We start from the raw sequence: 20,750 nt of genomic DNA on the forward strand, positions 1-20,750 counted from the left end.
TTCCGTCGTCACTTCGAGACGTTGACGGCGGCGGGAGCGTCCACGCCGAGCAGCTTGCCGTCAGAGGTCTCGAACTGCGTCTTGAACTCCGCGATGGCGTCGGCGACGGACGTCAGAGTGTCGTCCGACATCTTCTTGCCCTCACGGATGGAGGTCATCAGGCCGGAGTGCTTCTGACGCAGGTGCGTCAGCAGCTCCGCCTCGAAGCGACGGATGTCGGCGACCGGGACGTCGTCCATCTTGCCGGTGGTGCCGGCCCAGACCGAGACGACCTGGTTCTCCGTGGGCATCGGCTGGTACTGAGCCTGCTTGAGCAGCTCGACCATCCGCTGACCGCGCTCCAGCTGCGCCTTCGAGGCCGCGTCCAGGTCGGAACCGAAGGCCGCGAAGGCCTCCAGCTCACGGAACTGGGCGAGGTCGACACGGAGGCGACCGGCGATCTGCTTCATGGCCGGGTGCTGGGCGGAGCCACCGACTCGGGAGACCGAGATACCGACGTTCAGGGCCGGACGCTGTCCGGCGTTGAACAGGTCGGACTCCAGGAAGCACTGGCCGTCGGTGATGGAGATGACGTTGGTCGGGATGAACGCCGAGACGTCGTTGGCCTTCGTCTCGACGATCGGCAGACCCGTCATCGAACCGGCGCCCAGCTCGTCCGAGAGCTTCGCGCAGCGCTCGAGCAGACGCGAGTGCAGGTAGAAGACGTCACCCGGGTAGGCCTCACGGCCCGGCGGGCGGCGCAGCAGCAGCGACACGGCGCGGTAGGCGTCGGCCTGCTTCGACAGGTCGTCGAAGACGATCAGGACGTGCTTGCCCTGGTACATCCAGTGCTGGCCGATGGCGGAACCGGTGTACGGCGCCAGGTACTTGAAGCCGGCCGGGTCGGACGCCGGGGCGGCGACGATCGTCGTGTACTCGAGCGCACCCGCCTCTTCCAGCGCGCCACGCACCGAGGCGATGGTGGAGCCCTTCTGGCCGACGGCGACGTAGATGCAGCGGACCTGCTTGTTCACGTCGCCCGAGCGCCAGTTGTCGCGCTGGTTGATGATCGTGTCGATGCACAGAGCGGTCTTGCCGGTCTGGCGGTCGCCGATGACCAGCTGACGCTGGCCACGGCCGACCGGGGTCATGGCGTCGACGGCCTTGTAACCGGTCTCCATCGGCTCGTGCACCGACTTACGGGCCATCACGCCCGGGGCCTGCAGCTCGAGGGCGCGGCGGCCCTCGGTCGCGATCTCGCCGAGACCGTCGATCGGGTTGCCGAGCGGGTCGACGACGCGACCCAGGTATCCCTCACCGACACCGACGGAGAGGACCTCGCCGGTGCGCTGCACCGACTGTCCCTCCTCGATGCCGCTGAACTCGCCGAGGACGATCGCACCGATCTCGCGCTCTTCGAGGTTCAGCGCGAGGCCGAGGGTGCCGTCCTCGAACTTCAGCAGCTCGCTCGCCATGGCCGAGGGAAGACCCTCGACCTTGGCGATGCCGTCGCCGGCCAGGCTGACCGTGCCGACCTCCTCGCGCGAGGCCGCGTCCGGCTGGTACGACTGGACGAAGTTCTCCAGTGCGTCCCGGATCTCCTCCGGCCGGATCGTGAGCTCCGCCATCTGGGTTCCCTGCTCTCCTTGTTGGGCCCGAAGTTTCTTAAGGGGTCTGGGGGCCGACCCCCAGGAATCTTCTGCAGTTTCTGCACGGCCCAACCGGGCCGCTGGTGATGCTGTTGTTCTGCTGGCTGTCGTCAGCCGGCCAGACGACGGGTCGCCTCGTCGAGGCGCTCCGAGATCGAGCCGTTGATGACCTCGTCACCGATGCGCACCGTGATCCCGCCGAGGACCGTGGGGTCCACGTCCAGGTTCAGGTGCATGTCGCGGCCGTACAGCTTGGCCAGTACGGCACCGAGGCGCTGCTTCTGCTGGTCCGACAGCGGCACCGCCGAGGTGACGACGGCGACCATCCGGTTCCGGCGCGCCGCGGCGAGCTTGGAGAGGGACTCGAGTCCCGCTTCCAGGCTACGTCCCCGGGGCTGGGTCACCAGACGGACGACCAGGCGCTCGGTGGTGGCGTGGGCCTTTCCGCCGAGCAGGCTGCGGAGCAGCTCGCCCTTGGCGGTGGCCGTGGCGGCCTTGTCCGTCAGCGCCGAGCGCAGCTCGGTGCTGGAGGACACGATCCGGCCGAACCGGAACAGCTCGTCCTCGACGTCGTCGAGGGCGCCCGCCCGCTGGGCCGCGGTGAGGTCGGCGATGTTCGCCAGTTCCTCGGTCGCGTCGACCAGGTCGCGCGAGCGCGACCAGCGGGAACGCACGGCGCCCGACACCAGGTCGGCGGTCTCGCCGCCCACCTGACCGCCCAGGAGTCGCTGCGCGAGCTCGGCCTTGGCCTCACCCGGCTGTGCGGGGTCGGTCAGGACCCGGCGCAGCGACACCTCGCGGTCGAGCAGCGCGGTGACGGCGGCCAGCTCGTCCGCGAGCTTCTTGGCGTCGACCGAGGTGTTGTCGGTCAGCGCGTCGAGGGACTCGCGTGCGGCGGACAGTGCCTCGCGGCTCGCTCCGTTCATCGGACGGCCTCGGCCTTCTCCTCGAGCTCGTCGAGGAAGCGGTCGATCGTCCGGCTCTGGCGGGCGGAGTCCTCCAGGGACTCGCCGACCAGCTTGCCGGCCAGATCGGTGGCGAGCTTGCCCACGTCCTGGCGCAGCGACGCGGACGCGGACTTGCGGTCGGCCTCGATCTGGGCGTGGCCGGCGGCGATGATCTCTTCGCGCTGGCGCTGGCCTTCCGCCTTCATCTCCTGGATGATCGCGGTGCCCTGCTCCGTCGCCTCCTGGCGAAGACGCGCGGCCTCGTGGCGGGCTTCGGCGAGCTGGGCCTTGTACTGCTCCAGCACGCTCTGAGCCTCGATCTGGGCCGACTCGGCCTTCTCGATGCCACCCTCGATCGCCTCGCGGCGCTGCTCCAGAACCTTGTTGATGTTCGGGAGGAGCTTCTTGGCGAGGAAGCCGAAGACGATCACGAAGGCGATCAGGCCGATGACGAGCTCATCGACGTACGGGATGAGCGGAGGCTGCTCCTCCGCCGCTGCCGCAAGAAGCAGAGCGTTCACATCAGTGCCTTCCGTAAATGTGGGGCTGCCGGTCCGGCTTACTTGTAGACGAAGCCCATGACGATGCCGATGAGGGCGAGCGCCTCACAGAAGGCGAAACCCATGATCTGGTTGGTGCGGATCAGGCCGGCAGCCTCGGGCTGGCGGGCGAGGGCCTGGGTGCCGTTACCGAAGATGATGCCGACGCCGACGCCGGGGCCGATGGCCGCGAGGCCGTAGCCGATGGAGGCGACGTTTCCGTTGACGGCGGCGAGAGTCTCGAGAGCGGACATGCCGGTTCTTCCTTCTCTTTCAAGGACCCGGTGGGGGTTGGCCACCGGACGACTGTTGGTAAAGGGGGGTGCTGCTGCCGGTCGGGGCCGGACTCAGTGGTGCTCGGCGAGCGCGCCCTGCACGTAGCTGCAGGCCAGGAGCACGAAGACGTACGCCTGGACGGCCTGGATGAAGAGCTCGAACGCCGTCATCACCAGGACCATCACGAACGAGGCGCCGGCGTAGAAGAAGCCGAGGCCGTTCAGGAGGTAGTAGGTGGCGAGCGCGAACATCACGATGAGCAGGTGACCGGCGAACATGTTCGCGAACAGTCGGACCGCGTGCGTGAAGGGCCGGATCACCAGGTTCGAGAAGAACTCGAGGACCATGACCAGGGGCAGGATCGGGCCGAGCGACTTGTCGTAGCCGACGATGTTCTTCCAGCCGCCGACGAAGCCGTGCTTCTTGAAGGTCAGCGACACCCAGAGGACGTAGACGATCAGCGCGAGGGCCGCCGGGAAGGCGATCAGCGAGGTGACCGGGAACTGGGCGAGCGGGATGATCGACCAGAGGTTGAGGATCCACACGAAGAAGAACAGCGACACCATCAGCGGGACGTACTTCTCGCCGTCCTTCTTGCCGATGATCTCGTAGACGATGCCGCGGCGCACGAAGTCGTACCCGGCCTCGCCGACCATCTGCATCTTGCCGGGGATCAGCTTGGGCTTGTTGAAGGCGGCCCAGAAGAACCCGACGACCACGATCGAACCCAGGATCGCGAGCAGCATCGGCTTGGAGAAGTCGAAGCCACCCACGGAGAACATGGGCTCGTACATGAACGTGTGCAGGCCCGGCGCCGGGAAGCCACATCCGGTGAAGATGTGGCAATCCGGGTCGAAGGCAAGCGTCTGGTCAGCACTCACCGCGGGCTCCTTCAGCGTGGCGCATAGGTACGGCAACCTCGTTGTGTCGGCGCGGCGCGCAGCCGCGGGTCGGCACTGGACTGGTCATACGGATTAGGGGGCGGCGGTTCGGCATCGAGCCTCGCGCTGGGACAGGCGTCTCGGATGCCCGCGCCCGCAGTGCCGCAGTTGGCACCGGACGATAGCAGGAAGCCGAACGCGGCTTTATCCCGGCCCTACCCTTCACGACTTCGGCCCCGTCTTGTCGGGCTCGATGTACATGATCTTGGCCTTCATGTACGCACGCGCCTGCGCGGCGACCCACACCACGGTTGTCGCCAGGAGCGTGAAGGCGAAGGCCTTGAAGTCGAACAGTGTCGTGTCCTTGAACAAGGCCAGGAAGATGAAGAGCAGCAGCAGCTGTGCCACGTAGAGCATGAGCCCCATGGCCTGGAACAGCTGCGGCAGAGACCGCGCCGTCCGCTGGAGCACCACGAGCCCGATCCCCATGAAGAGGACCACGACCAGGGTGCCGGCGACAGCGCCGAGCGCCCCCTTGCCGCCGCCGACGACACCCGCGATCACCGTGGCGAGAGCGCCGACGGCGAGTGTGGGTACGGCGGTGTGCAGCAGGGTGCGTACGTCGTTGGACGGCATGGCGGTGTCTCCGCAAGTGATGGAGGGGGCGATGGTGTCGTCATGGACGAGCGTAATCCCGGTCCGAGGTGGGTCTCGGGGCCAACAGACCGTCGCACTACGGTCTTTCGGCACTGTCGCCGGGTCTCGTGAACCGTATCACAAACTATTTGAATAGGTCTTTACCCATAAGGTGTGCCAACAGTCACACATGAGAGTGAGCGCGCGCGTGTGTGCGCGACAGCGTGACGCTTCGTCTGCTAATGGCCGGGTACGCGGCCTTCGTCAACTCGGCGTTCCGGCCTTCCGCCTATCGGTGAAGCGCGCGCGGTTGCCGATGGCCGTCGAGCCGTGGAGCCCCGCAGGTACCGGAACGCGCTCCTCCTCGACCACCACGGGCTCCGGAAGGGCCTCCCGGGCGGCCGGGACCCGCTTGCGGCGGCGGTAGCGCGGCGGCACCACGGACTCCGCCCAGCGGGGCGCCCTCGGCGTGAAGCGCGGCAGCAGCAGCAGGACGAGGCCGATCGCGCTGAGCACGACCACGCACAGGACGATCCACATCGACGCCGAGTGCACCGAGTAGGCGAGCGTCCCGAAGGCGATGAGCGCCGACCAGAAGTACATGATCAGGACCGCGCGGCTGTGCGAGTGCCCGACCTCCAGGAGCCGGTGGTGCAGATGGCCCCGGTCGGCCGCGAACGGCGACTGGCCCTTCCAGGTGCGCCGCACGATCGCCAGGACCAGGTCCGCCATCGGGATCGCGATGATCGTCAGCGGCAGCACCAGCGGGATGAAGACGGGCAGCGCCGCGTGGGTCGCCTCCCGGGTCGAGCCCTCGAACATCTTCAGCGCGTCCGGGTCCACCTGGCCGGTGATCGAGATCGCGGAGGCCGCCAGGATCAGACCGATCAGCATCGAGCCCGAGTCACCCATGAAGATCCGCGCCGGATGCATGTTGTGCGGCAGGAAGCCCAGGCACATGCCCATGAGGATCACGGTGAACAGCGTCGCGGGGGCCGCGGCCTCGATCGTGTAGCCGTACCAGAGGCGGTACGCGTACAGGAAGAACGCGGCGGCGGCGATGCACACCATGCCCGCGGCGAGACCGTCGAGACCGTCGACGAAGTTGACCGCGTTGATCGTCAGGACGACCAGGGCCACGGTCAGGAGCGTGCCCTGTCCCGGTGTCAGCGAGACCACGCCGACACCCGGGATCGGCAGCCACAGGATCGTCAGACCCTGCGCGACCATCACACCCGCCGAGATCATCTGGGCGCCCAGCTTGATCAGCGCGTCCAGCTCGAACTTGTCGTCGAGGACGCCGATCAGCCAGATCAGGGCGGCACCGGAGAGCAGCGCGCGCGGCTCGTTCGACAGCTCGAAGACGCTGCTCAGGTTCTTCAGGTGGTCGGCGACGAGCAGACCGGCGCACAGTCCGAAGAACATGGCGATGCCACCGAGCCTCGGAGTCGGTTCTCGGTGTACGTCGCGGGCACGGATCTCCGGCATCGCCCCGGTCGCGATGGCGAACTTGCGCACCGGACCGGTGAGCAGATAGGTCACCGCGGCCGTCACACAGAGCGTCAGCAGGTAATCACGCACGGGCTGCCCCACAGGAATCGCTGGCCATCTCAGCCCCACACCCTAGCCGTGCATTCCATGTGCTTGGAGACACGCGGGGTCCCCGAACGGTTGCACGCGGACTTTCCACACCCGTCCCTCAGCGTCCATACGGGGGAAAACGCCCGGTCAGCACCCGTACCTCCGCCCGTACCCGGGCCGTCTCCGCCGGGTCGTCGCGCAGCGCCGCGGTGAACAGCGCGGCGATCCGGGCCATCTCCGGGGCGCCCATCCCCTGTGTCGTCACCGCCGCCGTGCCCAGCCGGAGGCCGCGCGCCTCGCCGTGCGGCAGGGCGCAGGTGTCGAGGACGATCCCGGCGGCGGCGAGCCGGGCGCGGGCCGTCCGCCCGTCGGCGCCGAGGGGGCCGGGATCCGCGGTGACGAGATGGGTGTCGGTGCCGCCGGTCGTCAGTGCGAAGCCCTCGGCGGCGAGGGCGGCGGCGAGCACCCGGGCGTTCTCGACCACCCGGTGGGCGTACGCGGTGAACGCCGGGGCGGCCGCCTCGCCGAAGGCCACCGCCTTCGCCGCGATCGTGTGCATCTGGGCGCCGCCCTGGGTGAACGGGAACACCGCGCGGTCGATCCGCCCCGCGAGTTCCTCGCCGCACAGGATCATGCCGCCGCGCGGGCCGCGCAGCACCTTGTGGGTGGTCGCGCAGACGACGTCGGCGTACGGCACCGGGTTCGGCGCCGCTCCCCCGGCGACCAGGCCGATCGGATGGGCCGCGTCCACGATCAGGTAGGCGCCGACCTCGTCGGCGATCTCGCGGAAGACGGCGTGGTCGAGGTGGCGGGGGTACGAGATCGAGCCGCACACGATCGCCTTGGGGCGGTGGTGGCGGGCGAGCGCGGCGACCTGTTCCAGGTCGACGCGTCCGGTCTCGGGGTCGGTCCCGTAGGGGACGAAGTCGAACCAGCGGCCGGAGAAGTTCGCCGGGGAGCCGTGGGTGAGGTGCCCGCCGTGTTCGAGGCCCATGGCCAGGACGGTGTCACCGGGCCTGAGAAGGGCCGCGTACGCGGCCAGGACGGCCGCTGAGCCCGAGTGGGACTGGACGTTCGCGTGGGCGGCTCCGAAGAGCGCGGTGGCCCGTTCCACGGCGATCCACTCGGCGGCGTCGGCGTACTCGCAGCCGCCGTGGTGACGGGCGCCCGGATAGCCCTCGGCGTACTTGTTGGCGAGGGCGGAGCCGAGGGCGGCGAGGACCGCGGGCGAGGTGAAGTTCTCCGCCGCGATCAGCTGGAGGTCCTCGGCCTGCCGCCGCACCTCGCCGAAGAGCACGTCGGCGATCTGCGGATCCTGTCTGCGCAGGACGTCGAGTTCCTCGTCGGGGGGCGCGGTGACCGGCATGTCCCCAATGTAGGCACGCCGGGGCACCCCCGCCCGGCGAGCGCGTCCGGCCGGCCGGAGGGCGCCCGTCAGGGCCCGTCAGGGCCGTACCCGTACGTCCGTCAGGGCCGTACCCGGGCGGGCGTCAGTCCCGTGCCCGGACGCCCGTCAGGGCCGTGACCACCGGGTCCAGGGCCTGGTTGATCTCGTCGCCGATCGAGCGGAAGAAGGTGATGGGGGCGCCGTACGGGTCGGTGACCTCGTCCGCGTCCACCGAGGGGGCCAGGAGCCAGCCGCGCAGCGCCGCCGCCGCGCGGACCAGGGAACGCGCGCGTTCGACCATGCCCTCGTCGCGGGCGTCCGGGAGCGTGGCCGGGTCGATCGCGCGGACCAGGCGGGTGAACTCCTTCAGCGTGAAGGTGCGCAGGCCCGCCGAGTGGCCCATGGAGATGACCTGCGCCCGGTGGTCCCGGGTCGCCGTCAGGACGAGGTCGGCGCGGATGACGTGCTCGTCGAGGAGCTCGCGCCCCACGAAACCGCTGTAGTCCGCGCCGAAGTCTGCGAGGACCAGTTCCGCGTTGGCCTCCATCGGGGCGCCCTCGTGGCCCCAGGTGCCCGCGCTCTCCACGATCAGCCCGCCGCCCAGCGGATCGCCGAGGCGGTCGCTCAGGGCGTGCCGGGTCAGCCGCTCGGTGATCGGCGAGCGGCAGACGTTGCCGGTGCTGACGTGGAGGATGCGGAAGGTGTCGCTGTCTTCGTGCCCCGCTATGCCACGCCCCTCAGGGGCGGTCAACTGGCCACCTCGAGGTCGGGTACGACCTTCCGGAGCTCCTCCGGCGACAGCGCTCCCTCGCGCAGCAGCACCGGGACCCGGCCGGTGACGTCGACGATGGACGAGGGGACGATCCCGGGCGTCGGCCCGCCGTCGAGGTAGACGGACACGGAGTCGCCGAGCATCCCCTGCGCCGCGTCGCAGTCCTCGGGCGAGGGGTATCCGGTGAGGTTCGCCGAGGAGACGGCCATCGGGCCGAACTCGGTGAGCAGCTCGATGGCCACGGGGTGCAGGGGCATCCGGATGGCGACGGTGCCCCGGGTGTCGCCGAGGTCCCACTGGAGGGACGGCTGGTGCTTGGCGACCAGGGTGAGGGCGCCGGGCCAGAAGGCGTCGACCAGCTCCCAGGCCTGCTCCGAGAAGTCCGTGACGAGGCCGTGGAGCGTGTTCGGGGAGCCGATGAGGACGGGCGTGGGCATGTTGCGGCCACGGCCCTTGGCGGCGAGCAGGTCGGCCACCGCCTCGCTGCTGAAGGCGTCCGCGCCGATCCCGTACACGGTGTCGGTGGGCAGCACGACCAGCTCGCCCCGGCGGACGGCGGACGCGGCTTCGCGCAGGCCGGTCACACGGTCGGTGGCCTCGTTGCAGTCGTATCGCCGTGCCATCAGTCCCCGGTCTCCTCGTTCGCGTGGTTCGTCGTCGCGGTCATGGCATTGCCTTGCGGGCGGTCGCGAAGCGCGGCCGGTTGTTGAGGTCCGGGTGGTCGGCCGCGTCGGCCCAGCCCGCTTCCTCGTTGAAGATCCACGGCACCTGGCCGCCCTGCGTGTCGGCGTGCTCGATGACGACGAGACCACCGGGGCGGAGCAGCCGGTGGGCGGTGCGCTCGATGCCCCGGATGGTGTCGAGACCGTCCTCGCCGGAGAAGAGGGCCATCTCCGGGTCGTGGTCGCGGGCCTCCGGAGCCACGTACTCCCACTCGGTGAGGGGGATGTACGGCGGGTTGGAGATGACCAGGTCGACCTGGCCGTCCAGCTCCGGGAGGGCGGTCAGCGCGTTGCCCTGGTGGACGGTGACGCGGGAGCCCTCGGCGTTCTTCCGGGTCCACACGAGCGCGTCGTCGGAGAGTTCGACGGCGTGCACGCGGGACCGGGGCACCTCCTGCGCCATGGCGAGGGCGATGGCCCCGGAGCCGGTGCACAGGTCGACGATGAGGGGTTCGACGACGTCCATGGCGCGCACGGCGTCTATGGCCCAGCCGACGACCGACTCGGTCTCCGGCCGGGGCACGAAGACGCCGGGCCCGACCTGGAGCTCCAGGTAGCGGAAGAACGCCCGTCCGGTGATGTGCTGGAGCGGTTCGCGGGCCTCCCGGCGGGCGACCGTCTCCCAGTAGCGGGCGTCGAAGTCGGCGTCCTTGACGTTGTGCAGCTCCCCCCGCTTGACGCCGTGCACGAACGCGGCGAGCTCCTCGGCGTCGAAACGCGGTGAGGGAACGCCGGCGTCGGCCAGCCGCTGGGTGGCCTGGGCCACCTCGGCAAGCAGCAGGTTCACGCTGGTCCTCCGTGGTGCGGGGTGGGGCTTACGGGACGGGCGCCGGGTTCACGCCGCGGCGAGCTTGGCGGCCGAGTCGGCGTCGACGCAGGCCTGGATCATGGGGTCCAGTTCGCCGTCGAGCACCTGGTCCAGGTTGTAGGCCTTGAAGCCGACGCGGTGGTCGGAGATCCGGTTCTCGGGGAAGTTGTACGTACGGATCTTCTCGGACCGGTCGACGGTGCGGACCTGGCTGCGGCGGGCGTCGGCGGCCTTGGACTCGGCCTCCTCCTGCGCGGCGGCGAGCAGCCGGGACCGCAGGATGCGCATGGCCTGCTCCTTGTTCTGGAGCTGGCTCTTCTCGTTCTGGCAGGAGGCGACGATGCCGGTCGGCAGGTGGGTGATGCGGACGGCGGAGTCGGTGGTGTTGACCGACTGGCCGCCGGGACCGGACGAGCGGTAGACGTCGATGCGCAGGTCGTTGGCGTGGACCTCGACCTCGACCTCCTCGGCCTCGGGGGTGACGAGCACGCCCGCGGCGGAGGTGTGGATGCGACCGGCGGACTCGGTCGCGGGCACGCGCTGCACGCGGTGCACCCCGCCCTCGTACTTGAGGCGCGCCCAGACGCCCTGCCCGGGCTCGGTGGCGCCGTTGCCGCCCTTGGTCTTCACGGCGACCTGGACGTCCTTGTAGCCGCCCAGCTCGGACTCGGTGGCGTCGATGATCTCGGTCTTCCAGCCGACGCGCTCGGCGTACCGGAGGTACATGCGGAGCAGGTCGCCGGCGAAGAGCGCGGACTCGTCGCCGCCCGCTCCGGCCTTGATCTCCAGGATGACGTCCTTGTCGTCGCTGGGGTCGCGCGGGACGAGGAGCAGGCGCAGCTTCTCGGTGAGCTGCTCGCGGTCCTTCTCCAGCTGCTTGACCTCGGCGGCGAAGTCGGGGTCGTCGTGTGCCAGCTCGCGGGCGGTCTCGATGTCGTCGCCGGTCTGCTTCCAGGACCGGTACGCGGCGACGATCGGGGTCAGCTCGGCGTAGCGCTTGTTGAGCTTGCGCGCGTTCGCCTGGTCGGCGTGGACGGAGGGGTCCGCGAGCTTCGTCTCAAGGCCGGCGTGCTCGCCGACCAGTTCCTCGACCGCCTCGAACATCGGGGGCTCCTGGTTTTTTCGTCAGTTGCTACGGGGACGCCAAAGCGCCGGTCCCGGCCACCCGCGCGGGGCGACCGAGGACCGGCGCAGGGGCTCGCTACTTGCTGGCGGAGCCGGCGGCCTTGCCGAAGCGGGCCTCGAAGCGGGCGACGCGGCCGCCGGTGTCGAGGATCTTCTGCTTGCCCGTGTAGAACGGGTGGCACTCGGAGCAGACCTCGGCACGGATGGTGCCCTCGGTCAGGGTGCTCCGGGTGGTGAACGACGCGCCACAGGTGCAGCTGACCTGGGTCTCGACGTACTCGGGGTGGATCTCGCGCTTCAAGGTGTCTCCTATGTTCCGGGAGGGCTCCGGGTCGCCGCCGCGGATTGCGGCACACGTGAACCGGGGCCGACGTACCAGTCTGCCAGGACCGGCCGCATCTCCCCAAACCGGGGTCGGGCCGGAGGTATTCCCCCAAGGGTCCCCGGGGGTCTCCCGGGGCCGGTCCGGGGCCCCTCGGGGGACGTCCGGGGTCCCGTCGGGGGCCCGGGTCACTTCACGATGCCGTCGGCCTGTCCGGTGGCGGAGTCCTTCGTGGCCGAGGCGGGGATCGGGAGGTCCTTCCTCAGGGCCGTCCAGACCTGCCGTGACTGGGCTTCGAGGGGGACGACGCGGTTGGGGTCCCGGGGGTCGTACTCGACGGGCAGGGTGACCATGTGGACGTTTCCCGCGCTGATGCCGGAGAGGCCCTTGGCGAAGGCCACGAGTTCCTGGACGGAGTCGAGTTCGGAGTCGGGGGTGATGGCCTTGGTGGCGGTGTCGGCGAGGTCGAGGAGCTTCTTCGGGCTGGTGAACACGCCGACGCTCCTGACCTGTTCGATGAAGGCCTTCATGAAGGCCTGCTGGAGCTGGATGCGGCCGAGGTCGCTGCCGTCGCCGACGCTCTTGCGGGTGCGGACCAGGCCGAGGGACTGCTCGCCGTCGAGGGTGTGCGTGCCGGGGGCGAGGTCGAGGTGGCTCTTGGTGTCCTTGATGGGCCGGGTGGTGGTGATCTCCACACCGCCGAGTTCGTCGATGAGCTTGCGGAAGCCGGTGAAGTCGACCTCGACGTAGTGGTCCATGCGGATGCCGGACAGGGCCTCGACGGTCTTGACGGCGCAGGCGGGGCCGCCGACCTCGTAGGCGGTGTTGAACATGGCCCGGTGCTCGGCGGGGACGGCGGCACCCCGGTCGTCGGTGCAGGCGGGCCGGTCGACGAGGGTGTCGCGGGGGATCGAGACCACGCTGGCCTTCTTGTGGCCCTCGTAGACGTGGACGACCATCGCGGTGTCGGAGCGGGCGCCGCCCTCGTCCTTGCCGTAGGCGCCGTTGTCGCCGGAGCGGGAGTCGGAGCCGAGGACGAGGATGTCGAGGGAGCCGTCGTCGACGTTGCGGGGGCGGTCGGTGCCCAGTCTGGCGTTGATGTCGACGGCCTTGATGTTGCCGTCGAGCTTGAGGTAGACGTATCCGGCTCCGGCGCCGCCGAGGACGAGCGCGGTGGCGAGCGCGGACAGCAGGATCGTGGTCCCGCGGCGCCGTCGGGTGCGCGGTCTGCGGCGTCGTCCGCCGCCCGCACCGCCTATTCGGCCGCTCTTGCTCTGCTCGCTCATCGTCTTCCCTCGGGCCTTCGGTTCACCATGTGTGACGGTGATGCGGCCGAAAGGGTTGCACGGGAACCTGTCAGGTTTGGGCGGTCTTCGCCCGGAAACAGCACCGCTCCCACCGTGCGGACACGGTGGGAGCGGTGGTTCACGCAGGTCACGACCGGGTTACGGGCCCGGGGCCCGGTTTCCGGAGTGTGACGAGGCTCTCGCCTCAGTCGTTGTTGCCGCCCGGCGTGGTCTTCTGGATCTGGAGCAGGAACTCGCCGTTCGACTTGGTCTGCTTGAGCTTGTCGATCAGCAGCTCGATCGCCTGCTGCTGGTCGAGCGCGTGCAGCACGCGGCGCAGCTTCCAGGTGACGGCCAGCTCGTCGCTGCCGAGGAGGATCTCCTCCTTGCGCGTGCCCGAGGCGTCGACGTCGACGGCCGGGAAGATGCGCTTGTCGGCGAGCTTCCGGTCGAGCTTGAGCTCCATGTTGCCGGTGCCCTTGAACTCCTCGAAGATCACCTCGTCCATGCGCGAGCCGGTGTCGACCAGCGCGGTGGCCAGGATGGTCAGCGAGCCGCCGTCCTCGATGTTGCGCGCCGCGCCGAAGAACCGCTTCGGCGGGTAGAGCGCGGTCGAGTCGACACCACCGGACAGGATGCGGCCGGAGGCGGGCGCCGCGAGGTTGTACGCGCGGCCCAGACGGGTGATGGAGTCGAGCAGGACGACCACGTCGTGACCCAGCTCCACGAGGCGCTTGGCGCGCTCGATGGCCAGCTCGGCGACGGTGGTGTGGTCCTCGGCCGGACGGTCGAAGGTCGAGGAGATGACCTCGCCCTTGACCGACCGCTGCATGTCGGTGACCTCTTCCGGACGCTCGTCGACCAGGACGACCATCAGGTGGCACTCGGGGTTGTTCTGGGTGATCGCGTTGGCGATGGCCTGCATGATCATGGTCTTGCCGGTCTTCGGCGGGGCCACGATCAGACCGCGCTGGCCCTTGCCGATCGGCGACACGAGGTCGATGATCCGCGTGGTCAGCACACCCGGGTCGGTCTCCAGACGGAGCCGGTCCTGCGGGTAGAGCGGGGTCAGCTTGTTGAACTCGGGACGGCCCCGGCCGGAGTCGGCCGCCATGCCGTTCGCCGAGTCCAGGCGGACGAGCGCGTTGAACTTCTCGCGGCGCTCGCCGTCCTTCGGCTGGCGCACGGCACCGGTGACGTGGTCGCCCTTGCGCAGGCCGTTCTTGCGGACCTGGGCGAGGGAGACGTACACGTCGTTCGGGCCGGGCAGGTAGCCCGAGGTCCGGATGAACGCGTAGTTGTCGAGGATGTCCAGGATGCCCGCGACGGGGATCAGGACGTCGTCGTCGGCGACCTGCGGCTCGCCGGCCTGGAAGTCGTCACGCCCACGACGCCCGCGGCGGTCGCGGTAACGGCCCCGGCGGCCACGACGGCCGCCCTCGTCGTCGTAGTCGTCCTGCAGGGCCTGCTGGCCGCCCTGCTGGCCCTGGCCGCCGCCCTGGCCCTGGCTCTGGACCTGCTGGCCCTGGCCGCTGCTCTGGCCCTGCCCCTGGCCGCCGCCCTGGCCCTGGCGCTGGCGCTGGCCGCCCTGGCCGGCGCCCTGCTGCTCGTCGCCCTTGGCCCGGTCGCGCTGACGGTCACGGCGGTCACGGCGCTCGCCGCGCTCACCCCGCTCGCCACGGTCCCGGCGGCCACGGCCCTCGGCGCCGTCCACGGCGGCCTCGGCCTTGGTGTCGGCGCCCGCCTCGGCCTTGGCCTCGGTGCGGGTCTCTGTCTTCACGGCCTGCGCCGCCTCGGCCTTCTCGCCCTCCGGCGAACCGGCGGGGGCGGTGGCGCGGCGGCGACGGCGCTCGCCCGTGGGCTGCTCGTCGGCCGCGGAGTCCCGGGAGGTGCCGGCGGGCTGCCCCGGGATGTCGATCTGCTGCTGGGCGACGGCCTTCTCGGCCTTCTCCGGCTGCGGAGCGGCGGTCTCGGCCGCCGTGTCGGCCGTACGGGTCTTGGTGGCGGCGCGGCGCTTCGGCTTGGTCTCGGCCGTGTCGGCCGCCTTGGCGGGCGCGGCGGAGCCACTGCCCGCCTGGGCCTCCTTGATGACCTCGATCAGCTGGCTCTTGCGCATCCGCGCGGTGCCCCTGATCCCGAGGCCGGACGCGACCTGCTGCAGCTCGGCCAGGACCATCCCGTCGAGGCCGGTGCCGGAGCGGCGGCGCCGTGCGGTGCTGGTGGCAGCACCTGCGGCGGGCGCGGTGGTGTCGACAGTGCTGTCGGCAGTCACGCCCATCAGATCGGTGGTGTCGCTCACGAAGGGTCCTTCCCTGGAGCGGACGTCGGCCTTCTGGCTCGGCGACCGGTTGTGCTGTCCGGAGCGGTCCCGCATTTCGGTGGACCGTGTCCGGGGCGATGGTCCCGCCGGGTACGGCGGAAGAGAGAAAACGTGCTGTGGGTCCGGCCCGAGCGCCCCCTGCTCGGCCCTCACGCGAAGAAGAGCGAGGGGTGTCGTGCCGGTTCCGGAGCGTGCTCGAAACTGCTCAGGCAGGCTGCTCAGGCAGTTGGGGAGGCTCCCGGAAGAATGGTGGTCCCTGATAGGGACACTCCGCACCGCTCCACAAAGAGGTCGGGTGCAGACATGAGGTTAACACTACCGGCTCCAACAAACATTCCCCCTCTCCGTCACCGGCAATCTCCGGGCCGGACGCCGCCCGGCGTCCGGCCGTCGCGCGTTCTCAGGGCGCCAGCGGCAGGACGCTCGCTCCGGAGGCGTCGAGGTCGAGCCGGTTCGCGGCCCAGCCGTCGCCCGCCAGTCGGGCGACCTTGTCGGCCGTCCCGTGCTCGGCCAGCGCGAGGACCGTGGGGCCCGCGCCGGAGATGACCGCGGGGACGCCGTCCGCGCGCAGCCGGTTCACCAGGGCGATGCTCTCCGGCATCGCCGGGGCCCGGTACTCCTGGTGCAGCCGGTCCTCGGTGGCCGTGAGCAGCAGCTCGGGGCGGCGGGTCAGGGCCTCGACGAGGAGGGCGGCGCGTCCGGCGTTGGCGGCGGCGTCGACGTGCGGGACGGTGCGCGGCAGGAGTCCCCGGGCGGTCTCGGTCAGCACCGGCTTCCCGGGGACGAAGACCACCGGAACGATGGAATCCGAGGGATCCATCCTGATCGCCCGCGCGGCGCCGGACTCGGTCCAGGCGAGGGTGAAGCCGCCGAGCAGACAGGCGGCGACGTTGTCGGGGTGGCCCTCGATCTCGGTGGCCAGTTCCAGCAGGGCCGTCTCGTCGAGACGGGTGTCCCCGCCTATGGTCACAGCGCGGGCGGCGATGATGCCCGCGCAGATGGCGGCGGAGGAGGAGCCGAGGCCCCGGCCGTGCGGGATGCGGTTGGCGCAGACGACCTCCAGGCCGCGCGGCTGTCCGCCGAGCAGGTCGAAGGCCGTGCGCAGGGAACGTACGAGCAGGTGGCTCTCGTCGCGCGGGAGCGTCCCGGCGCCCTCGCCGGCGATGTCGACGTGCAACCCGGAGTCGGCGACACGGACGACGACGTCGTCGTAGAGGCCCAGCGACAGGCCGAAGGCGTCGAAGCCCGGACCGAGATTGGCACTGGTGGCGGGGACGCGCACCCGTACGGCGGCGGCGCGGAACGCGGGACCGGCCATCGGTCGATGACTCTCCTTGACTGCGGCAACGGGGGTTCTGGAACAGCGGGTACGTCGGCGGGAAGTACTCGGGAAACCCGGGGGCCGTTTCGGCCACGGAGGCGACAACGGCAACGACACCGCGCATATGCGGCGGGGCGGGTCCGGTACAGCCTACCGAAGGAAGGTTCTGCCGCGACATAGGGCGCACAGGAGGCGCACGATGCGTGTCGCGTGCCAACCTGTGCGCCTATGTACGTTCCTGATCGGGTTTCGATCAGCGGTTTTCCCCTGGGAGGGGGTGGATCAGGCCAGACCGAGGCGCTCGGCCGCAGCGGCCGCGTCCACCGGCACGGTCACCGGCTGCGGGGCGCCCGCGACGGCCCAGTCCGGGTCCTTCAGGCCATTGCCGGTGACGGTGCAGACGATCCGCTGACCGGGGTCGACCTTGCCCTGCTCGGCGGCCTTCAGCAGACCGGCGACCGACGCGGCCGAGGCGGGCTCGACGAACACGCCCTCCTGCGCGGCCAACAGGCGGTAGGCGCGCAGGATCTCACGGTCCGTCACCTCGTCGATGAAGCCGCCCGACTCGTCGCGTGCGGCGATCGCGTAGTCCCACGAGGCCGGGTTGCCGATGCGGATCGCGGTGGCGATCGTAGACGGGTCCTTGACGACCTCGCCGCGCACCAGCGGGGCGGAGCCGGAGGCCTGGAAGCCCCACATGCGGGGACGGCGCGTCGCGAGACCGTCCTCGGCGTACTCGCGGTACCCCTTCCAGTACGCCGTGATGTTTCCGGCGTTGCCCACCGGCAGGACGTGGATGTCGGGCGCGTCGCCGAGCATGTCCACGATCTCGAAGGCGGCGGTCTTCTGGCCCTCGATGCGGACCGGGTTGACCGAATTGACCAGCGCCACCGGGTAGTTCTCGGAGAGGGTCCTGGCCAGCGTCAGGCAGTCGTCGAAGTTGCCGTCCACCTGGAGGATCTTCGCGCCGTGCACGAGGGCCTGGCCCATCTTGCCGAGCGCGATCTTGCCCTGCGGCACCAGGACGGCCGAGACCATCCCGGCGCGCACCGCGTAGGCCGCGGCGGACGCGGAGGTGTTGCCGGTGGAGGCGCAGATGACGGCCCGCGCGCCCTCCTCCTTGGCCCGGGTGATGGCCATGGTCATGCCCCGGTCCTTGAAGGAGCCGGTGGGGTTGGCGCCCTCGACCTTGAGGTGCACCTCGCAGCCCGTGCGCTCGGAGAGGACCTGAGCGGGTACGAGCGGCGTACCGCCCTCACGGAGCGTGACGACCGGCGTCGTGTCCGTGACCGGAAGACGGTCCCGGTACTCCTCGATGATGCCGCGCCACTGGTGGGTGCCCTTGTGGGTCATGGGTCCTTACTCCCCTTCAACACGCATGATGCTGGCGACACCGCGCACGGTGTCGAGCTTGCGCAGCGCCTCGACCGTCCCCGAGAGGGCGGCGTCGGGCGCGCGGTGGGTGACGACGACGAGCGATGCCCCGCCGCCTCCGTCCTGGCGTCCCTGCTGGCGCACCGTATCGATGGATACGCCGTGCTCGGCGAAGACCGTCGCGACCTGGGCGAGGACGCCCGGCTTGTCGGCCACGTCGAGGCTGATGTGGTACCGCGTCACGACCTCGCCCATGGAGCTCACGGGCAGCTGGGTGTACGCGGACTCGCCGGGGCCGTTGGCCTCGTTGAGCTTGTTGCGGCACACGGCGACGAGGTCGCCGAGGACGGCCGAGGCCGTCGGGGCGCCACCGGCGCCGGGGCCGTAGAACATGAGCTGCCCGGCGGCCTCCGCCTCGACGAAGACCGCGTTGTACGCCTCGCGGACGGAGGCGAGCGGGTGGCTGAGCGGGATCATCGCGGGGTGCACGCGCGCGGTGACGGAGCCGCCGTCGGCGGCCCGCTCGCAGATGGCGAGCAGCTTGATGGTGCAGCCCATCCGCCGGGCGGAGGCGAAGTCGGCGGCGGTGACCTCGGTCATGCCCTCGCGGTAGACGTCGTCGAGGCGCACGCGTGTGTGGAAGGCGATCCCGGCGAGGATGGCGGCCTTGGCCGCGGCGTCGAAGCCCTCGACGTCGGCGGTCGGGTCGGCCTCGGCGTACCCGAGGGCGGTGGCCTCGTCGAGCGCCTCGGAGTAGCCCGCGCCCGAGGTGTCCATCTTGTCGAGGATGAAGTTCGTCGTGCCGTTGACGATGCCCATCACCCGGTTGATCTTGTCCCCGGCGAGGGACTCGCGCAGCGGGCGGATCAGGGGGATGGCGCCCGCGACGGCGGCCTCGTAGTAGAGGTCCTGGCCGTTCTTCTCGGCGGCGGCGTACAGCGTCGCGCCGTCCTGGGCGAGCAGCGCCTTGTTCGCGGACACGACGGAGGAGCCGTGCTCGAAGGCGGTGGTGATGAGGGTGCGGGCCGGTTCGATCCCGCCGATGACCTCGATGACGACGTCGATGTCGCCGCGTTTCACCAGGGCGGTCGCGTCGGTGGTGATCAGCTCGGCGGGGACCCCGCCGCGGACCTTGTCGGGGCGGCGGACCGCCACGCCGGCGAGCTCGACCGGCGCGCCGATGCGCGCGGCGAGGTCGTCGGCGTGCGTCGTCATGATGCGCGCCACCTCTGAGCCGACCACTCCACAGCCCAGCAGCGCCACCTTCAGCGGACGCGTACGCATCATCCGACCTCTTTCCCGTCCTGCTTCGTATCCCTGCGGCCGTGTCGCCACGGCTCTCTACGGTGGAACCAGTCTCACTCACCGGACGGGGGTTTCCGCCCCTCGTCCGGATCCTGAGACATCTATTTCATCACTCGACTATTTCATCATCCGACGTCGAGACGCAGGAGATCTTCCTCCGTCTCGCGCCGCACGACGACCCGTGCCTCGCCGTCCCGGACGGCGACCACGGGGGGCCGGAGCGCGTGGTTGTAGTTGCTGGCCATGGAGCGGCAGTACGCGCCGGTGGCGGGCACCGCGAGCAGGTCGCCGGGGGCCAGGTCGGCGGGGAGGAACGCGTCCCGTACGACGATGTCACCGCTCTCGCAGTGCTTGCCGACGACCCGCGAGAGCATCGGCGCGGCGTCGCTGGTCCGCGAGACCAGGGCGACGCTGTACTCGGCGTCGTAGAGGGCGGTGCGGATGTTGTCCGACATGCCGCCGTCGACGCTCACGTACGTGCGCAGCCCTTCGAGCGGCTTGATCGTGCCGACCCGGTAGAGCGTGAAGGCCGTCGGGCCGACGATCGCGCGGCCGGGCTCGACGGAGATCCGGGGGGTGCGCAGCCCGGCGGCCTCGCACTCGCGCGTCACGATCTCGCCGAGCGCCTTGGCGATCTCGTGCGGCTCGCGCGGGTCGTCCTCGGAGGTGTACGCGATGCCGAGGCCGCCGCCCAGGTCGATCTCGGGCAGTTCCACCCCGTGCTCGTCGCGGATCTCGGCGAGCAGGCCGACGACGCGGCGCGCGGAGACCTCGAAGCCCGCCATGTCGAAGATCTGCGAGCCGATGTGGGAGTGGATGCCGGTCAGTTCGAGCCCGTCGAGCTTCAGTGCCCGGCGGACCGCCTCGGCGGCCTGTCCCCCGGCGAGCGCGATGCCGAACTTCTGGTCCTCGTGCGCGGTCGCGATGAACTCGTGCGTGTGCGCCTCGACGCCGACGGTCACCCGGATCTGCACCGGCTGGCGCCTGCCGAGGGACTGCGCGATGTGGGCGACGCGCGCGATCTCCTGGAAGGAGTCGAGGACGATGCGTCCCACCCCGGCGCCGACGGCCGTGCGGATCTCGTCCTCGCTCTTGTTGTTGCCGTGGAAGGCGATGCGTTCGGCGGGCATTCCGGCGGAGAGCGCGGTGGCCAGTTCACCGCCGGAGCAGACGTCGAGGTTGAGGCCCTCCTCGTGCAGCCAGCGGACGACGGCCCGGGAGAGGAACGCCTTCCCGGCGTAGAACACGTCGGCGTCCGGGCCGAAGGCCTCGGACCAGGCGCGGCAGCGGGCCCGGAAGTCGGTCTCGTCGAGGAAGTAGGCGGGGGTCCCGAACTCCTCGGCGAGGTCGGTCACCCGCAGGCCGCCGACGGTGGCGATCCCCCGCTCGTCCCGGTCGACCGTCCGGGACCACACCTTGGGGTCGAGGGCGTTGAGGTCGGCGGGCGGCGCCGTGTAGTGGCCCTCGGGGAGGACATCGGCGTGACGGGGGCCCGCGGGGTGGGCGGAACGGCTCATGGC

Annotated in this window: 19 protein-coding genes; all 19 read right to left on the reverse strand. The window is 70.5% G+C overall.

Annotation, left to right across the window (positions count from 1 at the left end):
- Positions 1–8: 8 nt before the first annotated feature.
- Positions 9–1,607, reverse strand: coding sequence for a F0F1 ATP synthase subunit alpha (gene atpA / locus ACIRQY_RS21215; protein WP_351781999.1), 1,599 nt, complete (start codon positions 1,605–1,607; stop codon positions 9–11).
- A 131-nt stretch (positions 1,608–1,738) separates the two neighbouring features.
- The gene (locus ACIRQY_RS21220) at positions 1,739–2,554 is read right to left on the reverse strand and encodes a F0F1 ATP synthase subunit delta (RefSeq protein WP_351781996.1); all 816 of its coding nucleotides are present in this window, start codon (positions 2,552–2,554) and stop codon (positions 1,739–1,741) included.
- Positions 2,551–3,096, reverse strand: a complete 546-nt coding sequence (locus tag ACIRQY_RS21225) for a F0F1 ATP synthase subunit B (RefSeq protein ID WP_351781993.1) — start codon at positions 3,094–3,096, stop codon at positions 2,551–2,553. Before ACIRQY_RS21225 ends, ACIRQY_RS21220 begins: the two co-directional genes overlap by 4 nt.
- 38 nt (positions 3,097–3,134) lie before the next feature.
- Positions 3,135–3,368: an ATP synthase F0 subunit C gene (gene atpE, locus ACIRQY_RS21230; protein ID WP_010474382.1), complete on the reverse strand. Its 234-nt coding sequence runs from the start codon at positions 3,366–3,368 to the stop codon at positions 3,135–3,137.
- A 93-nt stretch (positions 3,369–3,461) separates the two neighbouring features.
- Positions 3,462–4,271, reverse strand: coding sequence for a F0F1 ATP synthase subunit A (gene atpB / locus ACIRQY_RS21235; protein WP_351781990.1), 810 nt, complete (start codon positions 4,269–4,271; stop codon positions 3,462–3,464).
- Positions 4,272–4,493: 222 nt separating this feature from the next.
- A complete protein-coding gene (locus ACIRQY_RS21240) occupies positions 4,494–4,907 on the reverse strand; it encodes a hypothetical protein (RefSeq protein ID WP_351781987.1) in 414 nt (137 codons plus the stop codon).
- Between the two features lie 264 nt (positions 4,908–5,171).
- Positions 5,172–6,488: an MraY family glycosyltransferase gene (locus ACIRQY_RS21245; RefSeq protein WP_351781984.1), complete on the reverse strand. Its 1,317-nt coding sequence runs from the start codon at positions 6,486–6,488 to the stop codon at positions 5,172–5,174.
- 118 nt (positions 6,489–6,606) lie between these two features.
- Positions 6,607–7,854, reverse strand: a complete 1,248-nt coding sequence (gene glyA, locus ACIRQY_RS21250) for a serine hydroxymethyltransferase (protein WP_403927919.1) — start codon at positions 7,852–7,854, stop codon at positions 6,607–6,609.
- Positions 7,855–7,978: 124 nt separating this feature from the next.
- Positions 7,979–8,626, reverse strand: a complete 648-nt coding sequence (locus tag ACIRQY_RS21255; RefSeq protein ID WP_351781978.1) for a protein-tyrosine-phosphatase — start codon at positions 8,624–8,626, stop codon at positions 7,979–7,981.
- On the reverse strand, positions 8,623–9,270 hold the full coding sequence (locus ACIRQY_RS21260) for an L-threonylcarbamoyladenylate synthase (protein WP_351781975.1): 648 nt from the start codon (positions 9,268–9,270) through the stop codon (positions 8,623–8,625). Before ACIRQY_RS21260 ends, ACIRQY_RS21255 begins: the two co-directional genes overlap by 4 nt.
- A gap of 40 nt (positions 9,271–9,310) precedes the next feature.
- Entirely contained in the window at positions 9,311–10,156 is an 846-nt protein-coding gene (prmC, locus tag ACIRQY_RS21265; protein WP_266896675.1) for a peptide chain release factor N(5)-glutamine methyltransferase, read from the reverse strand.
- A gap of 48 nt (positions 10,157–10,204) precedes the next feature.
- A complete protein-coding gene (prfA, locus tag ACIRQY_RS21270) occupies positions 10,205–11,281 on the reverse strand; it encodes a peptide chain release factor 1 (protein WP_351781970.1) in 1,077 nt (358 codons plus the stop codon).
- Positions 11,282–11,378: 97 nt separating this feature from the next.
- Entirely contained in the window at positions 11,379–11,603 is a 225-nt protein-coding gene (gene rpmE, locus ACIRQY_RS21275) for a 50S ribosomal protein L31 (RefSeq protein WP_351781967.1), read from the reverse strand.
- A 209-nt stretch (positions 11,604–11,812) separates the two neighbouring features.
- Positions 11,813–12,910 (reverse strand): LCP family protein, encoded by a 1,098-nt coding sequence (locus ACIRQY_RS21280; RefSeq protein ID WP_403927925.1) that lies wholly within the window; start codon positions 12,908–12,910, stop codon positions 11,813–11,815.
- A gap of 205 nt (positions 12,911–13,115) precedes the next feature.
- Positions 13,116–15,209, reverse strand: coding sequence for a transcription termination factor Rho (gene rho, locus ACIRQY_RS21285; protein WP_403927928.1), 2,094 nt, complete (start codon positions 15,207–15,209; stop codon positions 13,116–13,118).
- A 421-nt stretch (positions 15,210–15,630) separates the two neighbouring features.
- Positions 15,631–16,548 carry a homoserine kinase gene (gene thrB, locus ACIRQY_RS21290; protein ID WP_351781957.1) on the reverse strand — a complete coding sequence of 306 codons (918 nt, stop codon included), beginning with the start codon at positions 16,546–16,548 and terminating at the stop codon, positions 15,631–15,633.
- Positions 16,549–16,833: 285 nt separating this feature from the next.
- A complete protein-coding gene (gene thrC, locus ACIRQY_RS21295; protein WP_403927931.1) occupies positions 16,834–17,904 on the reverse strand; it encodes a threonine synthase in 1,071 nt (356 codons plus the stop codon).
- 6 nt (positions 17,905–17,910) lie between these two features.
- Positions 17,911–19,209, reverse strand: a complete 1,299-nt coding sequence (locus ACIRQY_RS21300; protein WP_366442346.1) for a homoserine dehydrogenase — start codon at positions 19,207–19,209, stop codon at positions 17,911–17,913.
- Positions 19,210–19,355: 146 nt separating this feature from the next.
- Complete coding sequence (gene lysA / locus ACIRQY_RS21305; RefSeq protein ID WP_403927934.1) at positions 19,356–20,747, reverse strand: diaminopimelate decarboxylase; 1,392 nt, start codon at positions 20,745–20,747, stop codon at positions 19,356–19,358.
- Positions 20,748–20,750: the final 3 nt, after the last annotated feature.

Origin of the sequence: Streptomyces sp. NPDC101490 (genome assembly GCF_044767145.1) — a bacterium.
Taxonomy (GTDB): Bacteria; Actinomycetota; Actinomycetes; order Streptomycetales; family Streptomycetaceae; genus Streptomyces.

What these genes read in the sequence shown, in the direction of transcription:
- atpA (WP_351781999.1), bottom strand. Translation starts at nt 1,607, where the DNA reads ATGGCGGAGCTCACGATCCGGCCGGAGGAGATCCGGGACGCACTGGAG.
- ACIRQY_RS21220 (WP_351781996.1), bottom strand. Translation starts at nt 2,554, where the DNA reads ATGAACGGAGCGAGCCGCGAGGCACTGTCCGCCGCACGCGAGTCCCTC.
- atpE (WP_010474382.1), bottom strand. Translation starts at nt 3,368, where the DNA reads ATGTCCGCTCTCGAGACTCTCGCCGCCGTCAACGGAAACGTCGCCTCC.
- ACIRQY_RS21240 (WP_351781987.1), bottom strand. Translation starts at nt 4,907, where the DNA reads ATGCCGTCCAACGACGTACGCACCCTGCTGCACACCGCCGTACCCACA.
- glyA (WP_403927919.1), bottom strand. Translation starts at nt 7,854, where the DNA reads ATGCCGGTCACCGCGCCCCCCGACGAGGAACTCGACGTCCTGCGCAGA.
- ACIRQY_RS21260 (WP_351781975.1), bottom strand. Translation starts at nt 9,270, where the DNA reads ATGGCACGGCGATACGACTGCAACGAGGCCACCGACCGTGTGACCGGC.
- prfA (WP_351781970.1), bottom strand. Translation starts at nt 11,281, where the DNA reads ATGTTCGAGGCGGTCGAGGAACTGGTCGGCGAGCACGCCGGCCTTGAG.
- ACIRQY_RS21280 (WP_403927925.1), bottom strand. Translation starts at nt 12,910, where the DNA reads ATGAGCGAGCAGAGCAAGAGCGGCCGAATAGGCGGTGCGGGCGGCGGA.
- thrB (WP_351781957.1), bottom strand. Translation starts at nt 16,548, where the DNA reads ATGGCCGGTCCCGCGTTCCGCGCCGCCGCCGTACGGGTGCGCGTCCCC.
- thrC (WP_403927931.1), bottom strand. Translation starts at nt 17,904, where the DNA reads ATGACCCACAAGGGCACCCACCAGTGGCGCGGCATCATCGAGGAGTAC.
- ACIRQY_RS21300 (WP_366442346.1), bottom strand. Translation starts at nt 19,209, where the DNA reads ATGCGTACGCGTCCGCTGAAGGTGGCGCTGCTGGGCTGTGGAGTGGTC.
- lysA (WP_403927934.1), bottom strand. Translation starts at nt 20,747, where the DNA reads ATGAGCCGTTCCGCCCACCCCGCGGGCCCCCGTCACGCCGATGTCCTC.